The sequence below is a fragment of the Enterococcus sp. AMC1251 genome (genome assembly GCF_058216535.1).
On sequence record NZ_CM177098.1, the window covers coordinates 2,381,940 to 2,400,450 of the forward strand.

Sequence of the window (18,511 nt, forward strand, 5' to 3'; positions counted from 1 at the left end):
TAACGTTAGATGTTAGTTTTTTTATGCAACTGGACATGACGGATCTCATCATAGCCAATCTTATGCCCCTCCACATAAATTCCTAACGCATCATGTCCTTGAATCATGCCGATAATATCCGCGCCATAATCCCCTTCACAATCTAATTCTTCTTTTTGAATCCTCACTTCAATTTGATTTTGAAAAGCTTGCGCTAAAACTTCGTCGATTTCCATCCAACTCATTTGAATTTTCTTTTCAGTTGGCTGTCTTTTTTTCTCTTGTTCAATGATTGCAGTATGTTCAGATAAATAAAACCCTGCCCATTTTTTCATCTTTCGATCTTCATATTGTTCAAAATAATAATCCCGTTCTTTACTCATTGTAAGCCCTCCATTCCCCCTGCATGCCCACCGACTAATGATGCTCTTGAAATTGCTGTACCACCAGACGATACTGAACTTGCATGAACCAAAGAAACATAGCCAAAACGCTGACGGATCTCATCAATCAACTGATCTAGTTTTTGTTCTTTCATCTGTTCATCTGGTTCATGAAATAAATCTAGTTGTACATAAGTATTATAATTCAGCTTGGAATAGGTAATTCCAATATGTCGTACTTCTTCTCCATGCCAATGCTGTCTGAAAATCATTAGACAATGATCAATCAAGGTCTTACTACTATTCGTTAGAGGCACCTTCATTTGCCTTGAAAAACCTGATCCACCTGACCTACCAGCTCTTGAACAACCGATGGATAGATGAACACATTCAGTCTGACAATGAGCTTTTCTAAGTCTGGCTGCTACTTGTTCCGCCATTTCTCGGATCACCACCTCGATTTCGTCTTGTCTTAAGTAATCCCGCATCAAAATCTGAGAATTATTATAAGACCGTTCTTTTGGTATGTATTTTTCGGATAAACGGCTGCGATCGATGCCATGCGAATGAGCATACAGCTGTTCCCCAATGATGCCTAAATTTCTTTTTAGATTATTCAAATCTGCGTGCGCCAAATCATACACTGAACGAATCCCTAAATTATTTAGTCGTTTCTCTAATTGATGACCGATCCCCCACATATCTGTCATCGATTCAATTGTCCAGATTTTTTCAGGTACATCCTCATAATGCCATTGTGCTAAGCGTTTCTCACTATGCTTGGCTTCGATATCCATCGCTACTTTTGCCAATAAAGGATTGTCCCCAATACCGACTGTAATCGCTAATCCTGTCTCTTTTTTAATTCTTTGCTGGATGATCTGAGCTAATTCTATGGGTGTTTGTCCAAATAATTTCCAACTAGCTGTCACATCTAAAAACGATTCATCGATCGAATAAATATGTAAATCTTCATCCGCTACATATTCTTTATAAATCTCATTGATTTTCATATTCTCCTTGATGTACTCATTCATTCGTGGCGGAACAATGACCAATTCAGGATGATTCGGTACATCATACTTGCGTGTTACGTTGGTGATACCAAGAACTTCTTTCGCTTTCGGAGAAGAAGCTAGAACGAGACCACCACTATTTTCTGCATGACTCATCACGATTAGCATTTTTTCAAGTGGATCAAAATCTCTTGCGACACATTCGACTGAAGCATAAAAAGATTTTACATCTATACAAAGAATCACTCTTCTGGGTTCTTTTTCATAATCAAAAAACATAGCATTCCTCTCCTTGTTGTATTTCATAAACAATTATACGAACATGCGTTCTTTTTGTAAAGGGGAACATCTTTTTAAAATTATATATATATATAAATTTTTTTAAATAGATGAAACTACTATCTTAAAATAGGAAAAAGCATTATAGTTATCTTATATGTATTATTAATTAGAAGGAGTGAAGTCCGTGTCAGTTTATGAAAAATTTGTTCAAAATATACGGTTAAGACGTTTTTTTGTTTTAATTGTTGTTATTTTTATTTTATTTTTGGCTAGAAGTATGATCACAATGATTTTATTAACCTTTATTTTCACATTTTTAGCGCTCCATTTCGTGAAATTTGTTCAGCGCTTTTTAAAAGTCCCTTCGCTTGTACTTGTTTTATTAACGTACTCTTTAATTATTTTTGTGACCTACTTAGCAATTACAAAATATGTACCCGTCCTCATCCATCAAACGGTTCAAATGTACAATTCAGTTGTTCATTTTTACCAAAATCCAGGCGATAATCATAATCAGCTGCTCGCAGTTATTGATGATTATTTAGAGAAATCTAATCTAATGACGCAAATTCAAAATGGTGCAAGTATGATCTTGCGTTATATTCAAGACATAGGTTCTATTGGTCTTTCTTTTGTTCTTTCTTTCATCTTGAGCTTCTTTTTTATGATTGAGAAAAAACAAATGACAGAGTTTTCTAAACTGTTTTTGAAAAGTGATTTTGACTGGTTCTTTCAAGATATTTATTATTTTGCTGATAAGTTTGTCAATACCTTTGGTGTTGTTATGGAAGCTCAATTTTTTATTGCTGTTGTTAATACTAGTATTACAACAATTTGTTTAGCTTTGATTGGATTTCATCAATTGCCAAGTTTGGCTCTTATGGTTTTCATTTTGAGTTTAATCCCTGTCGCAGGTGTAATTATTTCTTGTATCCCACTAAGTTTTATTGCTTATTCTGAGGGGGGAATCAACGATGTACTGTATATTTTAGCGGTGATCATCATTGTTCATTTATTTGAGTCTTATGTATTAAACCCTAAACTTATGTCTAGCAAAACAGAATTACCAATTTTTTATACATTCGTTATTTTACTAATCAGTGAACGATTATTTGGTGTTTGGGGATTGATTGTCGGTATTCCTATTTTTACTTTCTTTTTGGATATCCTAAAAGTCAAACCGATCCATTCTGCCAATGAAAAATCCTCTAATCCACCAAATGAACAGGAATAAAAAATTGACAACTCTTCGTATTTATTGTAGAATTGCTACAATTACAATATAGAATATCAAACATTGATAAAGCGAAGTAGCAAACATGTCCCTATCTCAGAGAGTCAGCGTCTAGTGAGAGCTGCCATACACATTTTTGTGAATTACACTTTTAGTTTCCTACCGTAAGTAGGCGTCTATCTACGATACAGATTTGAGAGGTATATGTTTTTTCGTATACAATTTGGGTGGTAACACGGCGAAATTCGTCCCATAGACTATTAGTCTATGGGATTTTTTATTTTACTTAAGAAAGGGAGAAGAAACTTGAAAAACATTATTGATGAATTAGAATGGCGCGACGCCATTAACCAACAAACAGACAGCGAAGGTTTACGTGAATACGTTGAAACCGAGAGCATTTCACTATATTGCGGTGTCGATCCTACAGGAGATAGTATGCATATTGGACACTTGATTCCTTTTATGATGCTAAAAAGATTCCAAGCTTTTGGACATCATCCATTTATTTTAATCGGTGGCGCAACAGGATCCATCGGAGATCCCAGTGGACGTACAACAGAACGTCAACTACAAACAATGGAAACAATACAATACAACGTTGATGCTTTAACAAAGCAAATGGAAAAATTATTTGCAGTGGATACAGATAATACATTAACCTTAGTAAACAATTACGACTGGACACACAATCTGACTCTTTTAGATTTCTTAAGAGATTATGGAAAGTTCTTCAATATCAACACAATGCTTGGTAAAGATATTGTAGCAAGCCGTTTAGAAACAGGGATTTCGTTTACAGAATTTACTTACCAAATCTTACAATCAATGGACTTTTTACATTTATTCCAAAATAATAACGTTCGCTTGCAGATTGGTGGTGCCGATCAATGGGGCAATATCACAGCAGGATTAGACTTAATCCGTAAAAAAGAAGGAGCAGATGCAAAGGCCTTTGGTTTAACGATTCCATTGATGCTAAAAGCAGACGGAACAAAATTTGGTAAGACAGCTGGTGGCGCGGTTTGGTTAGATCCAGAAAAAACAACGCCTTACGAATTCTACCAATTCTGGGTAAACCAAGACGACCGTGACGTAATCAAATACTTAAAATTCTTTACCTTCTTAACAAAAGAAGAAATTGAGGCCTTAGAAGTTAAAGTCCAAACAGAACCACATTTACGTGAAGCCCAACGTGTATTAGCTGCAGAAATGACGAAGTTTGTTCATAGTGAAGCGGATCTTAACGATGCTTTAGCGATTTCATCTGCATTATTTTCTGGTAACGTCAAAACGCTAACGTCAAAACAAATTGAAGAAGGCTTTAAAAATATGCCGACAATAGAAACAGAAACACTAAATCAAAATCTTGTCGATTGGTTGATTGAACTTGGAATCGAACCTTCTAAACGCCAAGCTAGAGAAGATATTTCAAATGGTGCCATTTCAATCAATGGTGATCGTATCAAAGAATTAGACTTTGTAGTTACAGCAGAAAATAGCTTTGATGGAAAATTCATTATTGTTAGAAAAGGTAAAAAACAATACACTTTAGTTAAATTACTTTCTAAATAAGTGGTAAATAGTCATAGTGACTCACTCTTAGTAATATAAAAAAATCGAACTCTAGATTCTTTCTACAGACTACATGTAGAAAGAACCTAGAGCTCAATTTATTACCAAGTGTTATCACGACATATGATAAAAATCGCTTGTCAGCTTTTTTGATATCTTTTTATCATTCACCTATCGGTTGGATTGTTTGCATAATCCATTTATCATTTTTCTCTTTATACTCTGCTTCCACTTTTTGTGGGAATTCCCTTCCTTGTGGTGTCTTAATCGTGAATGTAGTTGTCACTTTTCTTTTCCCATCAGAAATACTTTCTATTTCTTTCGTCTTCATATCTAAGAATTCATTTACAGGTTCAGTAGCTGGTTTACTTATCTCTGGAATTGGTGGACACATTGAATCTACTAACTTTGTCTCCATCCTTTTTTTCAAGCTAGCTCGTTTTTCTTCATTAGAAATATTAGGTGAATAGTAAAATATATCGTAGACAAGCGTTTCATTGTATTCTTTAAATTCTTGTATTGCTTCCTTCTTTTTATTCTCCGCATAAGAAGAATATTGCCAAAAACTAATTCCAAACAGTATTAAAACAATCCCCAATATAAGCAAATATTTTTTCTTCATTCCATACCTCTTTTCTTTAGATGTAATTATAATGACTCATTAACCACTGATCTTTGTTTTTTGTATATACCGCTCTAAGTTTAACGATTCTACTAGCCGACTGATTAACACTCATATTAAATGAAATAATCGTTTCAATTTCATTTTTTTGGAAATTAGAATAGGTTGTTTTCATATTATTAATAATAACTTCTGAAGCTTCTTCACTCACTTGAACAATCGGACAAACCTGAGATAAAACTGAGTCAGTCATTTTAGTTGCTAGACTGGCTTCCCTCTTTTTATATTCATCGTAGTTTCGCAGAGAAACCATTTCAGTAACCAATCGCTCATTCTCTCTTAGAAAAGATTGTTCGCTCTTTATAGTAACTAAATACACACAAGTCGCAGATAGCCAAATACAAATGTTTAATAAGATAAGATTTCGAGTAATCTTTTTCAAAACATTACACCTCTTTTTATTGAGCTTGAGTACAGTTCATAGACTGAACGGTTGCCACATGTATCCTTCTACCTGATCCTATCTAAATAACTTTTAAAACTAGACTCATTTAAAGCACCTAATGATTTCCCTCTTATTATGCCATCGCTATCAATAAATACTGTCATTGGCAATGCATTAAGTCCATATTTCACCATACTATCACCTGTTTCATCAAAATAAAGTGGCATAGTAAGCTGCTCATTTGTCATAAATTCTTGCGCTTTTTCCTTTGTTTCTCTATGACCATCTGTCTGATTAATTAATAGAAATTGTACATCAGAATCAGCATCATATGCCTTTTGAAATACTGGCATCTCTTGTCTACAAGGTGGACACCAACTCGCCCAAAAATTAAGCACAATTGGTTTTCCTTTAAATTCAGAAAGTGTCCGTTCATTCCCTTCAGCATCTTGAAAAGATACATTAAACGCATCTTCCGTAATGCTATTAACTGGAACCTCTTGTGAATCAGGTTCAACGCTCATGTTGATATCCGTAGTTGCTTTCAATTTTGAATACATAAAAAAACTAATACTTAGCAATACGATCAAACTAATAAATAAAATAATTGGTTTCTTTTTCAACTTGGTTTCCTCCTACCGTGGCACAAATAATTGTAAATAATTAATCCAACCCGTCATCATAAAAATTCCAACAATTACCAATAATAAACCAGAAATCAGATTTATTACTTTATAATTTTTCTTTATCGAAGCAAACACACCTTTAAACGAATCGATAAAAAGAGTACATAGAATAAACGGAAGTGCTAATCCCATAGAATAAATAAACAAAAGCCATCCTCCCATAAAAACAGTTCCATGTTGTGACGCAATCAGTAAAGCTGTTCCTAAAAAAGTACCTAAACAAGGCGACCAACCAATTGCAAAAATAATGCCGAATAAGAATAATGAAAAATACGAGCCAAATTTTCCAGAATATTGAACATTAGGAAGCAAACGCGGCATACTAGGAAATCGAATCAACTCTGTCATTTTAAGCCCAGCAAGTATCACTAAAATACCAGTAATAAACTGTATTTCTGTACGATATAAAATTAAGTATTGGTTAATATAACTAGCAAGCATTCCCATAATGATAAATATAAATGAAAAACCACCAATAAATGCAAAAATTCTCATTAACGAATCGATTTTATTTCTCTCGTTATTTGAACCTAGAAAATAAGTGATGTACACTGGAAGCAACGGTAGAATACATGGTGAAATAAATGTAAGTACCCCTTCCAAAAAAAGAATAAAAGAAAACATCATTGATAAAATTCCTTTCGAAAAATAATTTAGCTACCTTTTTGCATCTAGCAAAACAGAATACCTAAATCATAACATAATCATATATCATTCAAATAAGTTTAACATTACAATAACTTATCAATTTATGTATAGAATGAGCTTTTCGCTCGCTTATCCTCTCCACACATATGGATTAATAAATTAAGTATTTTCTGAGCTTTTTTCTAATTATAGATGGTCACATATTAAATTCCTTTTGAGATCAAGCTTAAATAAAATAACAAAAGACCGAGCTTGGCTAGCCCGGCCTTTCTTTGTGTGACAAATATGCTATTTAAATATGAATTGGCAAACCTAAAGCCAACTCAGAAGCATCCATAGTAATTTCCCCTAAAGATGGGTGTGGATGGATCGTTAATGCAATATCTTCTGCATTCATGCCAGATTCAACAGCTAATGATAATTCAGAAATCATATCACTTGCGCCAACTCCGCCGATTTGTGCTCCGATAATGACATTGTCTTCATTTGTTGTTACCAAACGTACGAATCCTTCAGTTTTACCTAAAGAAATAGCACGGCCGTTACCAGCGAATGGGAATTTATAAGCTGTTGCTTCTAAGCCCGCTTCTTTGGCTTCAGCGATTGTCATACCAACACTTGCTAATTCTGGATCAGTAAAGGCTACAGCAGGCATTGCTTTGTAGTCTACTTCTACTTTTTTACCAGAAATTGCTTCTGCTGCAATTTTTGCTTCGTAGCTGGCTTTATGAGCCAGAGCAGCACCTGGTACGATATCCCCAATAGCGAAGATGTTTGATACATTAGTTCTACCTTGTTTGTCTACTTTAACTAAACCACGTTCGCCAACCTCAACACCTGCTTGTTCTAAACCAAGATCATCCGTGTTTGGACGACGTCCAACTGTTACCATTACATAGTCAGCCGTTACTGATTCTTCTTTGCCGTCTACTTCATATTTAACAGTTACGCTGTCGCCGTTGTCGATTGCTTCTTTAGCCATCGCTTTGGTTACAACTGTTACATTTTTCTTCTTGAAGTCATCTGTAACGAGTTTAACCATGTCTTTTTCATAAGTTGGTAAGATTGAAGGACTACCTTCTAAAATTGTTACTTCAGAACCAAGGTTAGCATAAGCGCCACCTAATTCTGCACCGATAACACCGCCACCGATGATCACAAATTTCTTAGGTACTTCTTTCAAGTTCAAACCACCAGTAGAATCTAAGACACGTCCGCCAAATTTAAAGCCTGGGATTTCGATTGGGCGAGAACCAGTTGCTACGATCGCATTATTGAATGAGTAAGTTTGAGCTGAATCTGGATGAATAACACGCAATGTATTTTCATCAACGAAGAACGCTTCTCCTTCAATAATTTCGATTTTATGTTTTTTAAGAAGGAAACCAACACCGCTTGTCAATGTATTAACAACTTTATTGTCTTTCCATTCCTGTGTTTTTGTAAAGTCTAACTCAACATCTTTAGCTGTTACACCAAACATAGTTGAATCTAGTGATTCTTGATAGTGGTGTCCAGCTGCGATCAATGCTTTTGAAGGAATACATCCAACGTTTAAACATACACCGCCGATAAACTCACGTTCAATAATCGCAACTTTTTGACCCATTTCAGCAGCACGAATCGCTGCAACGTATCCTCCAGGGCCTGAACCAATTACGACTGTATCTAATTCAATGGCGAAATCTCCTACTACCATGTGATAATCATCCTTCCATTAATAATAATTCTGGATCAGCTAATAAACGCTTGATGTTGTTCATTGCTTTTTGAGCAGTTGCGCCATCAACGATACGGTGGTCAAAACTCATTGAAAGTTTCATAACACGTCCAACAACGATTTCACCGTCTGCATTTACAACTGGTTGTGTAGCGATTGTACCAACACCTAAAATTGCAACTTCAGGGTAGTTAATAACTGGTGTAAACCAGCCGCCGCCAACTGAACCAATATTACTGATTGTGATAGAGCCATCACGCATATCTGGACCAGTCAATTTGCCTTCAATTGCAAGAGCTGCTTTTTCGTTGATTTCATCAGCGATCGCAAACATGCTCTTAGTGTTCGCATTTTTAACGTTTGGTACATATAAACCATGATCAGTATCTGTTGCGATACCAATGTTATAATAGTTTTTATAAACGATTTCTTGTGCTGCGTCATCAATGGATGCATTCAAGATTGGGAATTTTTGAACCGTTGCAGTCAATGCTTTTACAACGTATGGTAAGAATGTTAATTTTGTACCGTTTGCTGCTGCAACATCTTTAAATTTCTTACGGTGATCCCATAGTTTAGATACTTCAACTTCATCGTGTAAAGTAACATGTGGTGCAGTATGTTTACTGTTAACCATTGCTTTAGCAATTGCTTTACGCGTTGGCGTCATTTTTTCGCGTGTTTCAGCTTCGCCTAAATCAGAAACAAATGGTTTAGCAGGAGCTTTTGGTGCTGCTGTTTCAGTTGTTGCTGAAGCTGCAGTTGTTGAAGCAGTTTGTTCAGCTTGTGCTGATGCTGCTTGTCCGCCACCTGAAATAAAGCTTTCAATATCCGCTTTTGTAACACGTCCACCTTTTCCAGTTGGTGCAACTTGTGTGATATCTACATCTTTTTCACGAGCAAATTGACGTACTGATGGCATAGCCAACACACGTTTGTTTGGATCAGCCGCTGCTACGACACCAGTTGATGCTGCTGGAGCTGGTGCTGCTTGTTCTGTTTGTTCTGTTTGAGCAGGTGCACTTGCTGCAGGAGCTGCTGAACTTGATGCAGAATTATGTCCTGGTGCATCGATTTCGATCAATACATCCCCAACGTTTGCTACTGTACCTTCTGGAACAACGATGTTTTTAACTGTTCCTGTCACTGGTGAAGGAATTTCTTCAACAGATTTATCGTTTTGAACTTCCAATAAAGTATCATCTTCGTTGATTGTATCGCCTGCTTTAACGAACCATTTTACGATTTCGCCTTCTGCAATACCTTCACCGATATCTGGTAATTTAAACTGGAAAACGCCACCGCTGCTGTCCGCTGCTGGTGCTTCTGGAACAGCTGCTGGTTGTGCAGGTGTTTGTTCTTGAGCGGGAGCTGCTGGTGCTGTATCATTTTCAGGATGTCCAGGTGCATCGATTTCAATCAATACATCTCCAACATTTGCTACTGTGCCTTCTGGTACTACGATTGATTTAACTGTTCCTGTAACTGGAGACGGTATCTCTTCTACAGATTTATCGTTTTGAACTTCTAATAGTGTATCGTCTTCATTAATGGTGTCTCCTGCTTTAACGAACCATTTTACGATTTCGCCTTCTGCAATACCTTCACCAATATCTGGTAATTTAAATTGATAAGCCATTTTTAAGCCTTCCCTTCCTTTGATCGTATCTGTTTCACTGGAAAACTGCGGAAAACAACAGCACTGAATTTTCACACAATACATCCATGTGAAAATTCAGATTTGCTGTTTAAAGCAAATTTATTCAGTTCCTAATTAAAATTCTGCGATTTCTCTAGCTTTCGCTTCGATATCTTTAGCATTTGGCAACCAAATGTTTTCTGCTTGTCCAAAAGGGAAGATTGTATCTGGAGCAGATACACGACCAATTGGCGCTTCTAATGATAATACTGCACGTTCAGAAATTTCAGAAACAACCATAGCGCCAACGCCAGCTTGTTTTTGTGCTTCCTGAACTACGACTACGCGACCAGTTTTTTCAACTGATTGAATAATTGTTTCCACATCTAAAGGAGCGACAGTGCGTAAGTCAATGATTTCAACAGAAATATTGTCTTTTGCTAAGTTGTCAGCGGCTTTGATTGCTTCACGAACCATTGCACCGTAAGTAATGATAGAAATATCAGTACCCTCACGAGTAACAGCTGCTTTATCTAATGGTACTTCGTACGCTTCATCCGGCACTTCCTCACGGAATGAACGGTATAATTTCATGTGCTCTAGGTAAACAACAGGGTCATTGCTTCTGATTGCAGAAATCAATAGTCCTTTTGCATCATATGGATTTGATGGGATAACCACGCGGATACCAGGAGATTGAGCGATTAACCCTTCCAAGTTATCTGAGTGAAGTTCTGGTGTATGCACACCACCACCAAATGGGGCACGGACAGTAATAGGCATATTACGAGTACCACCCATACGGTAACGAGTACGAGCCATTTGACCGACGATTTCATCAAATACTTCAAATACGAATCCAAAGAATTGGATTTCAGGAACCGGACGGTAACCTTCTAAAGCTAAACCGAAAGCTAAGCCACCGATTCCAGATTCGGCTAATGGCGTATCAAAAACACGGTCTTCGCCAAATTTTTCTTGTAAGCCTTCAGTTGCACGGAAAACCCCGCCATTTTTACCCACGTCTTCACCGAAGATCAGTACGTTTTCGTCTTTCTCTAATTCAAGAGCTAAGGCATCTGTAATTGCTTGGATCATTGTTTTTTGTGCCATGATTATTTCGACTCCTTCGCTTCGTAGAATGCAATTTGTTCTTTGATATTTTGAGGTTGAACTTCAAACATATTTTTCAAGAAATCAGAAACTTTTTGTTTTGGAACTTTGTCAGCTTCTGCAATTGCTACTTTAATTTCTTCTTTTGTTTTTTCGATGACTTCATTTTCTTTTTCTTCAGACCATAACCCTTTGTCTTCTAGATATTTACGGAAACGAGTCAACGGGTCTTTTTGTACCCATTCGTCATCCATGTCTTTTGAACGGTAACGAGTTGGATCGTCACCTGATAATGTATGTGGACCATAACGGTAAGTTAATGTTTCAATTAAAACAGGACCATTGCCATTTGCAGACCATTCACGAGCTTCTTTAGCAATTGCATAAACTGCTAATGGGTCCATTCCGTCAACAACAATCCCAGGAATTCCAGCTGCTACTGCTTTTTGTGCTAATGTTTTAGCGGCTGTTTGTTTTTCACGAGGTGTTGAAATCGCAAAACCATTATTTTGAATGATAAACACACCATTTGCTTGATATGCTCCTGCAAAGTTAATTGCTTCATAAAAGTCGCCTTGTGAAGAACCACCATCACCTGTATAAGTGAAGACAACATTCTTCTTGCCACGTTTTTTCATTCCTAAAGCAACTCCTGCTGCTTGAATGTACTGCGCGCCAATGATGATTTGCGGTGGTAGAGCATTTAATTCTGGTGCGTAATGGTTACCTGCTACGTGTCCACGAGACCATAAAAATGCTTCTGTTAATGGTAAGCCGTGTTGAACTAATTGAGGGACATCACGGTAACCTGGTAATAAGTAATCTTCTTTTTCCATAGCAAATTGACTTGCTAATTGGCTTGCTTCTTGTCCAGCTGTTGGTGCGAAAAAGCCTAGACGACCTTGACGGTTCAAAGCAGTTGAGCGTTGATCTAATACACGTGACCAAACCATACGAGTCATCAATTCTACTAACTCATCATCTGATAAATCTGGTACTGCATCTTTGTTTACGATTTTCCCATCTTTATCTAAAATTTGAAATGTTGGAAAATTATCGTCGACTTTTTCCATAAGTGCGTTAAAGTCAATAGGTTTTTTTTTCTTTGCCTTTGCCATGTTGTCACACAATCCTCTCTATTACGTTTCTATTTTTCGAAAAAAATAAAACAGTGTTAAAAACTGTATCACTTTTTATCGACTACACTTACAAATTATCACTAATTTGCTAAAAGAGCAAGTAAAAAGTTAGCATTTCTTCAAATTTCATTAAAATACCTAAACCTTTCGTATCAAAGGTTAGTGATTAAAATCACAAACAAGAAACCGTTTTACAAAAAGGCTTGCCAAACGTATCTTTTGACATCCAACTGTTATAGTCATCATATCTATTGTTATGCTACAGAAGATTTCAAGGTCAGAAATTATTTACCAAAAACTGAATAACCTTTTTCCGAATATAAGAAAAAGAACAAAGACAAAATTTTAAGTATTTTGTCTTTGTTCTTTTAAAAACGAATATTATTAATCAAATAATAAATTTCCTGCACTCTTTACGAACAAAAAAATTAAGTACAAAGAAAATTTTCGTTATTTTTCATAAAAAAGTCGATTGAAAAAATGCGTCAAAAACTGAATTTCATCAAATCGACAACCTAATAGAAATTGAAATTCTCTTTTTCTAAATCAAATCCACTCTTTGGTAATATGAATATAGAGTCGTTTCGCAACTTCTACCGTAATTAAATATAGTACAATGATCAAAATGAACCAACCCCAGTAATTAGCTGGAAGTTTCACAAAGTCAAAAACTTCCCGTATTGGTGTCAAGACAATCAATATACCTAACATGACCGCTCCTAAGCTGGAAAGGATCACAGCTGGCGATGCAATACTTTGAACAAATGGCATTTTTCTAGTTCTAACCATTTGAACAACTAACGTTTGACTAACTAACCCCACGACAAACCAACCTGTTTGGAACAGATGTTGACTGCCAATCGTATTGGCACTGAAGACAAACCACATGACTACGTATGTCATAATATCAAAAATACTACTTACAGGTCCGATACATAGGGTAAATTTCATCAAGCCATTCGTTTCCCAACGAACAGGTTTTAATAGATCCTCTTCATCAACATTGTCCCAAGGAATCGCTAATTGCGCAATATCATAGATCAAGTTTTGAATCAATAATTGAATAGAAAGCATTGGTAAAAATGGTAGAAAGGCACTTGCAATCAATATTGAGAAAACATTCCCAAAGTTTGAACTAATTGTGATTTTAATATATTTCATCATATTACTAAAAACTTTTCGACCTTCGATCACACCGTCTTCCAAAACATTCAAACTTTTCTCTAATAAAATGATTGAACTAGCATCTTTTGTAATATCTGCAGCTGTATCTACTGAGATTCCAACATCTGCTTTACGAAGGGCTGGAGCATCATTGATCCCGTCTCCCATGAATCCGACTGTATGACCATTTGCTTGTAGCGTCTCAATAATCCGAGATTTTTGCATAGGATTCAATTTCGCAAATAGATTCGTCTTTTCTACTTCTTCTTTCATTTCTTCATCAGACATGTTGTCAATATCAGAACCAAGTACGACATGCGAAACTTCTATTCCAACATCCTTACAGACTTTTTTAGCGACAATATCATTATCTCCTGTTAGAACTTTTACGTTCACTCCATGTTGATGTAACGATTTAATTGCAGTAATTGCTGATTTTTTCGCAGGATCTAAAAAGCCCATAAAACCAATCAGAGTCATTCCTTGTTCATCATTCGCGCTATAGATCGCCTCACTGTGAACATCTTTTTTGACAGCTACGGCTAGCGCACGCATTCCTTGTTCATTCATACGAATGTTAACTTCACGCATTCTTTTTTGTAATTCTGGTGTTAATGGCACAATCTCCCCATTGATCTCAGCATGTGTACAAACGGCTTCCATTTCTTCGACGGCTCCTTTTGTAATCATAAACTGATGACCGTCTGCATTTACAACGACTGTTAAACGACGACGTGAAAAGTCAAACGGGATTTCGTCTAATTTTGTTACTGAGTGGTAGGGACTTTGATTGTTATTTTCTTCATAGAAATTAATCACAGCAATATCCATTAAGTTTTTCCATCCCGTTTGATAATGAGCGTTTAGAAAAGCCATGTCCAATACTTGGTCATTGACTTCACCTAATGGATCTAAATGTTGTACTAACACAACTCTGTCTTCTGTAATCGTTCCTGTTTTATCCGTACATAAAATATCCATACTGCCTAAATTTTGAATAGAAGGTAATTCTTTTACAATTACTTTATGTTTGGACAAACTTAACGCACCTTTGGCTAAATTACTTGTTACAATCATCGGAAGCATTTCAGGCGTCAAACCAACAGCTACAGCAATTGCAAAGAAAAATGCCTCGCCCCATTCTCCTTTAGTGAGCCCATTGATCAAAAATACAATTGGAAATAGAATCATAACCATTCTTAGTAAAAATTTACTAACTTTAGTTAAGCCGATATCAAAAGAAGTTTTCCCACGTTGTGTTGTCGCATTTTTGGCAATATCACCAAAAAATGTATTTTGTCCTGTTTTTAAAATAATTGCTTTTCCTTGTCCACTTAATACGTCAGTTCCCATAAAGATCAAGTCTTGTATATCTAAAGCAGAAACCGAATCTGAATTTTTATCAATCCCTGCATCAACAAATTTTTCTACCGGCATTGACTCACCTGTCAAAGAAGATTGATTGATAAATAAATCCTTTGTCCAAATTAATACAGCATCCGCCGGAATCATATCACCTGTCGCAAGTGTTACGATGTCTCCTGGTACAACTTCATCCATCGGAATTTCTTTCGTTTGCCCTGCACGCGTGACAGCTGTTGTATTTTCGATTAACTCTTTTAGATTTAAACTTGCTTTTTGAGAACGATATTCTTGAATAAATGCAATAATAACACTAGCTAAAATCATAATTCCCATGACAAGTGCTGCTTCAAAATCTTTTGTTGCAGCAGATACGACCATTAGCAAGGCTAATACATAAACAAACGGATCTTTAAAAGCTTCTAAAAACATAATAATTGCTGGTGTTGGTTTTTGAGCGGACACTTCATTTGGTCCATACTCTTCTAAACGATCTTTAGCATCTTCTTCCGATAATCCTTTTTCTGACGTACGAAGTTCCATCATCAATTCGCGTTCAGAAAGTAATGCTAATTTTCTCAGTTCTTGGTCTTTTGTTGTTTTCTTTATGTCTGCAGATTTTTTGTTCATCATTTTCTTTTCCTCCTTGTGCTTCATCTTATCTAGGAGAAGAAAGGAAAAATCATTTCGATTTCATCATTTCTAAGACGAAGGCTACATTAATTTTGTTTTTTGACTGACCGGGGTCTTCCATGCGACTCTTCCTCTCTTTTATGTATTTTTAGAAAATAGATTTTTTTGATAAGTGTTAGGCAAATCTTTTAGGACACACACACTTTATTTCATTTCTTTCCGACTTTTGATTTCTTTTTTGCGGAATTTCGCTCTCTACGATCGCCAAGTACTTTTCATCATCTACTCTGTCTGCTCCACAGCCAGTCGTAGTGATTTGTTTCAAGGCTACAATTTTTTTTAGTCAGCTTTAAGTAGTCAACTTCTGTTTCCCTTCCGACTTTTGATTTCTTTTTTGCGGAACTTCGCTCTCTACGATCGCCAAGTACTTTTCATCATCTACTCTGTCTGCTCCACAGCCAGTCGTAGTGATTCAAAGCAAAACGCACACTCAACAATAGAGTGTGCGTTAATTAGCAACTTAAATAAAGTTTCTCTATCGTTGAGCTTTAGCACTATAGGGCGTAGATAATTTCTTATCAGCTACGTTATGAATAACCTTCACGATCATTCCTGTTAAACCAACTAAGAGTCTCTCGATTCTTTCGCGGCAGCAGCATGTGTCCATATAGGAGCCTCACCTAACAATTATTCAATTTTTTATCCGTAATCATCATAGTCCATAAAGCTAAGATTGTCAAAAGATAGCTGTTCGTCATTCTAACAGCGAAAATTGAAACAAATTTAGATAGAAAATATTACAATCATTTTTTACAAAAGATTAAGTATAATTACATATATAAATTCAACTGGTTACGTAAATTATAGTTATGTCCTTGGAAATTTAGATACAAAAATATCTGTCGCAACACAGAATTCATAAAGAAATCAACCCACGTGATTCGCTCAGATAAAAAAGAAATATAAATCATTCTATCAACCTAAAGAGAGATACAATGATCCAGCAAACGTTCAGTTATCTCAATAGAAAAAAATTGAAATCAAATACGCTCATATACCTCTTCTATTTTTCACCCTACCGAAAATTATATATGATCAAGTAACTAATTATAGTTTTACTAATTAAGAACAAAAAATCTTGCTTTTTTATGAGATTTTAAAAATTGTAACACTTGAAAATCAAATATTTGGGATTGGTTCACTTAGAAGAATTTCGTCACTTTGACCAAAATAATCCACCTTCATAGCCAATAAATCTGTCCGCCAATAAGCTACCCCTGCTGCTCCAGCAAGCTCAGTGAATTCTTCAAAGATAATGTCACCTGCTTGTGCTTTTAAAACTGCTTTTTTTATTTCTGCAGAAGACTCTGTCACAGCAACCGTTTTAGGTTTACCATTCAGTTGGATTTCAATATATGACGCCTCATCATAGTAGCGATAGACGCCCGCTTCTACCAAATAATCATATCTTTCAACGCCGATCTTTTTAAAATCGCGGATCAACTCGGAAAATTCACCTGCGTTTTTTTCACTATTGACGATTCCTTCGATTGCTTTTACATTAAGACTCATCTTATTCACCCCTATTTAATCGTGTAAAAATAGATCTAAGTCAAAACTTATCAAGCTTTGACTTAGATCTTGGTCAGTCAACAGAATAATCATGCTTCAACAAAAGGATTGATTATTTAACTTCTTCCACTTCTGCCATATCTTCAATATATTTATAGACTTGTTGTCCAGCAATTCCGCCTTCGCCAACGGCCGTTGTGATTTGACGTAACGTTTTTTCACGAACATCCCCAATAGCAAAAACACCTGGTATACTTGTTCTCATCTCTTGATCTGTTTCGATCCAACCTTCAGCATTTGTTAATCCAGCTTTTATGAATGGTTCAGTCAACGGATCAAGTCCAACATAGATAAAGACACCATCCGCATCGATTCCTTTCACTTCATCCGTCAAAATATTTCTTAATTGTCCACCTGTTACGACCATATCATTCCCAACGATTTCTTCCAAAACAGTATTCCATTCAAAAGAAATTTTTTCATTGGCAAATGCACGATCTTGAATGATTCTTTGCGCACGTAGTTTGTCACGACGATGCACAATCACAACTTCTGAAGCAAATTGTGTTAAATAAATCGCTTCTTCCACTGCTGAGTCGCCGCCACCGATCACTAAAAGTTTTTTATTGCGGAAGAATGCACCATCACAAACCGCACAGTAAGAGACACCACGACCTGCAAATTCTTCTTCCCCTTTAACGCCTAGTTTACGGTGTTCACAACCTGTAGCAATAATCACTGTTTTCGCTTGATAAGTTTTGTCATCGCAAATGACTTCTTTATAAGCTCCCTGATCTTTGATATCTAGCACAATGCCATATGCATTTTCAGTCCCAAATTTCTCAACGTTTTCGTACATTTTATAAGCTAACTCAGGTCCCATGATCGAATCAAAACCTGGATAGTTTTCTACTTCAGCTGTATTATTCATTTGACCGCCTGGTGCACCGCGTTCGATCATCAATACTGAAAGATTAGAACGTGACGCATATAGCGCTGCAGTCATTCCAGCAGGCCCTGCTCCGATTATAATTACATCATACATAAGTTTTTCACCCTCCGAATTTTTCAAGTACGTTTACTTTACAACTTAACGAGTTGATTGTCTATCTTTCTGCCCAATGGTAGTAATTGTTCAAAACAAATTTATTTTGAGTCATTTATTTCCGTTTTTCATTATAGCATGCTTTTTTCTAGATAGCATCTGTTTTATACTTACTTTTAATAAGAAAAAAAGTGCGATGTAAAACCAAAAATCAGTTTTACTCCACACTTTACATCTGAATAAATAGGGAGAAA

Annotated in this window: 15 protein-coding genes, 1 riboswitch and 1 other annotated feature; of the genes, 2 read left to right on the plus strand and 13 right to left on the minus strand. The window is 36.0% G+C overall.

Going from position 1 to position 18,511, the window contains the following annotated elements:
• Nucleotides 1-5: 5 nt before the first annotated feature.
• Both AC4BBR_RS11225 and AC4BBR_RS11230 read right to left on the minus strand, forming a co-directional pair.
• Nucleotides 6-362, minus strand: a complete 357-nt coding sequence (locus AC4BBR_RS11225) for a hypothetical protein (protein WP_490459625.1) — start codon at nt 360-362, stop codon at nt 6-8.
• Nucleotides 359-1,657, minus strand: coding sequence for a Y-family DNA polymerase (locus AC4BBR_RS11230; protein ID WP_490459626.1), 1,299 nt, complete (start codon nt 1,655-1,657; stop codon nt 359-361). Before AC4BBR_RS11230 ends, AC4BBR_RS11225 begins: the two co-directional genes overlap by 4 nt.
• Nucleotides 1,658-1,844: 187 nt before the next feature.
• On the opposite strand from AC4BBR_RS11230, the gene AC4BBR_RS11235 reads away from it, so the two are divergent.
• A complete protein-coding gene (locus AC4BBR_RS11235; protein WP_490459627.1) occupies nt 1,845-2,894 on the plus strand; it encodes an AI-2E family transporter in 1,050 nt (349 codons plus the stop codon).
• Nucleotides 2,895-2,948: 54 nt separating this feature from the next.
• Nucleotides 2,949-3,150: a binding site (T-box leader), on the plus strand.
• Nucleotides 3,151-3,161: 11 nt separating this feature from the next.
• Nucleotides 3,162-4,469, plus strand: coding sequence for a tyrosine--tRNA ligase (gene tyrS, locus AC4BBR_RS11240; RefSeq protein WP_490459628.1), 1,308 nt, complete (start codon nt 3,162-3,164; stop codon nt 4,467-4,469).
• A gap of 163 nt (nt 4,470-4,632) precedes the next feature.
• Here tyrS and AC4BBR_RS11245 read toward each other — a convergent pair whose 3' ends face one another.
• The 11 genes from AC4BBR_RS11245 to trxB all read right to left on the minus strand — a co-directional run bounded on the left by AC4BBR_RS11245 (nt 4,633) and on the right by trxB (nt 18,257).
• Complete coding sequence (locus tag AC4BBR_RS11245) at nt 4,633-5,091, minus strand: hypothetical protein (RefSeq protein ID WP_490459629.1); 459 nt, start codon at nt 5,089-5,091, stop codon at nt 4,633-4,635.
• Between the two features lie 16 nt (nt 5,092-5,107).
• Nucleotides 5,108-5,533 (minus strand): hypothetical protein, encoded by a 426-nt coding sequence (locus AC4BBR_RS11250; RefSeq protein ID WP_490459630.1) that lies wholly within the window; start codon nt 5,531-5,533, stop codon nt 5,108-5,110.
• A gap of 68 nt (nt 5,534-5,601) precedes the next feature.
• The gene (locus tag AC4BBR_RS11255) at nt 5,602-6,159 is read right to left on the minus strand and encodes a TlpA family protein disulfide reductase (protein WP_490459631.1); all 558 of its coding nucleotides are present in this window, start codon (nt 6,157-6,159) and stop codon (nt 5,602-5,604) included.
• Nucleotides 6,160-6,171: 12 nt separating this feature from the next.
• Nucleotides 6,172-6,849, minus strand: a complete 678-nt coding sequence (locus AC4BBR_RS11260; RefSeq protein ID WP_490459632.1) for a cytochrome c biogenesis CcdA family protein — start codon at nt 6,847-6,849, stop codon at nt 6,172-6,174.
• A gap of 313 nt (nt 6,850-7,162) precedes the next feature.
• Nucleotides 7,163-8,569, minus strand: coding sequence for a dihydrolipoyl dehydrogenase (gene lpdA / locus AC4BBR_RS11265; RefSeq protein ID WP_010760823.1), 1,407 nt, complete (start codon nt 8,567-8,569; stop codon nt 7,163-7,165).
• Nucleotides 8,570-8,576: 7 nt separating this feature from the next.
• A complete protein-coding gene (locus tag AC4BBR_RS11270; protein WP_490459633.1) occupies nt 8,577-10,229 on the minus strand; it encodes a dihydrolipoyllysine-residue acetyltransferase in 1,653 nt (550 codons plus the stop codon).
• A 135-nt stretch (nt 10,230-10,364) separates the two neighbouring features.
• Entirely contained in the window at nt 10,365-11,342 is a 978-nt protein-coding gene (locus tag AC4BBR_RS11275; RefSeq protein ID WP_490459634.1) for an alpha-ketoacid dehydrogenase subunit beta, read from the minus strand.
• Nucleotides 11,343-11,344: 2 nt separating this feature from the next.
• Nucleotides 11,345-12,460, minus strand: coding sequence for a pyruvate dehydrogenase (acetyl-transferring) E1 component subunit alpha (pdhA, locus tag AC4BBR_RS11280; protein ID WP_490459635.1), 1,116 nt, complete (start codon nt 12,458-12,460; stop codon nt 11,345-11,347).
• 567 nt (nt 12,461-13,027) lie between these two features.
• On the minus strand, nt 13,028-15,664 hold the full coding sequence (mgtA, locus tag AC4BBR_RS11285) for a magnesium-translocating P-type ATPase (RefSeq protein WP_490459636.1): 2,637 nt from the start codon (nt 15,662-15,664) through the stop codon (nt 13,028-13,030).
• Between the two features lie 502 nt (nt 15,665-16,166).
• A riboswitch (M-box (ykoK) riboswitch) is annotated at nt 16,167-16,335 on the minus strand.
• Between the two features lie 484 nt (nt 16,336-16,819).
• The gene (locus AC4BBR_RS11290; protein ID WP_490459637.1) at nt 16,820-17,212 is read right to left on the minus strand and encodes a DUF1398 family protein; all 393 of its coding nucleotides are present in this window, start codon (nt 17,210-17,212) and stop codon (nt 16,820-16,822) included.
• A 112-nt stretch (nt 17,213-17,324) separates the two neighbouring features.
• Nucleotides 17,325-18,257, minus strand: coding sequence for a thioredoxin-disulfide reductase (gene trxB / locus AC4BBR_RS11295; RefSeq protein WP_490459638.1), 933 nt, complete (start codon nt 18,255-18,257; stop codon nt 17,325-17,327).
• Between the last annotated feature and the right edge of the window lie 254 nt (nt 18,258-18,511).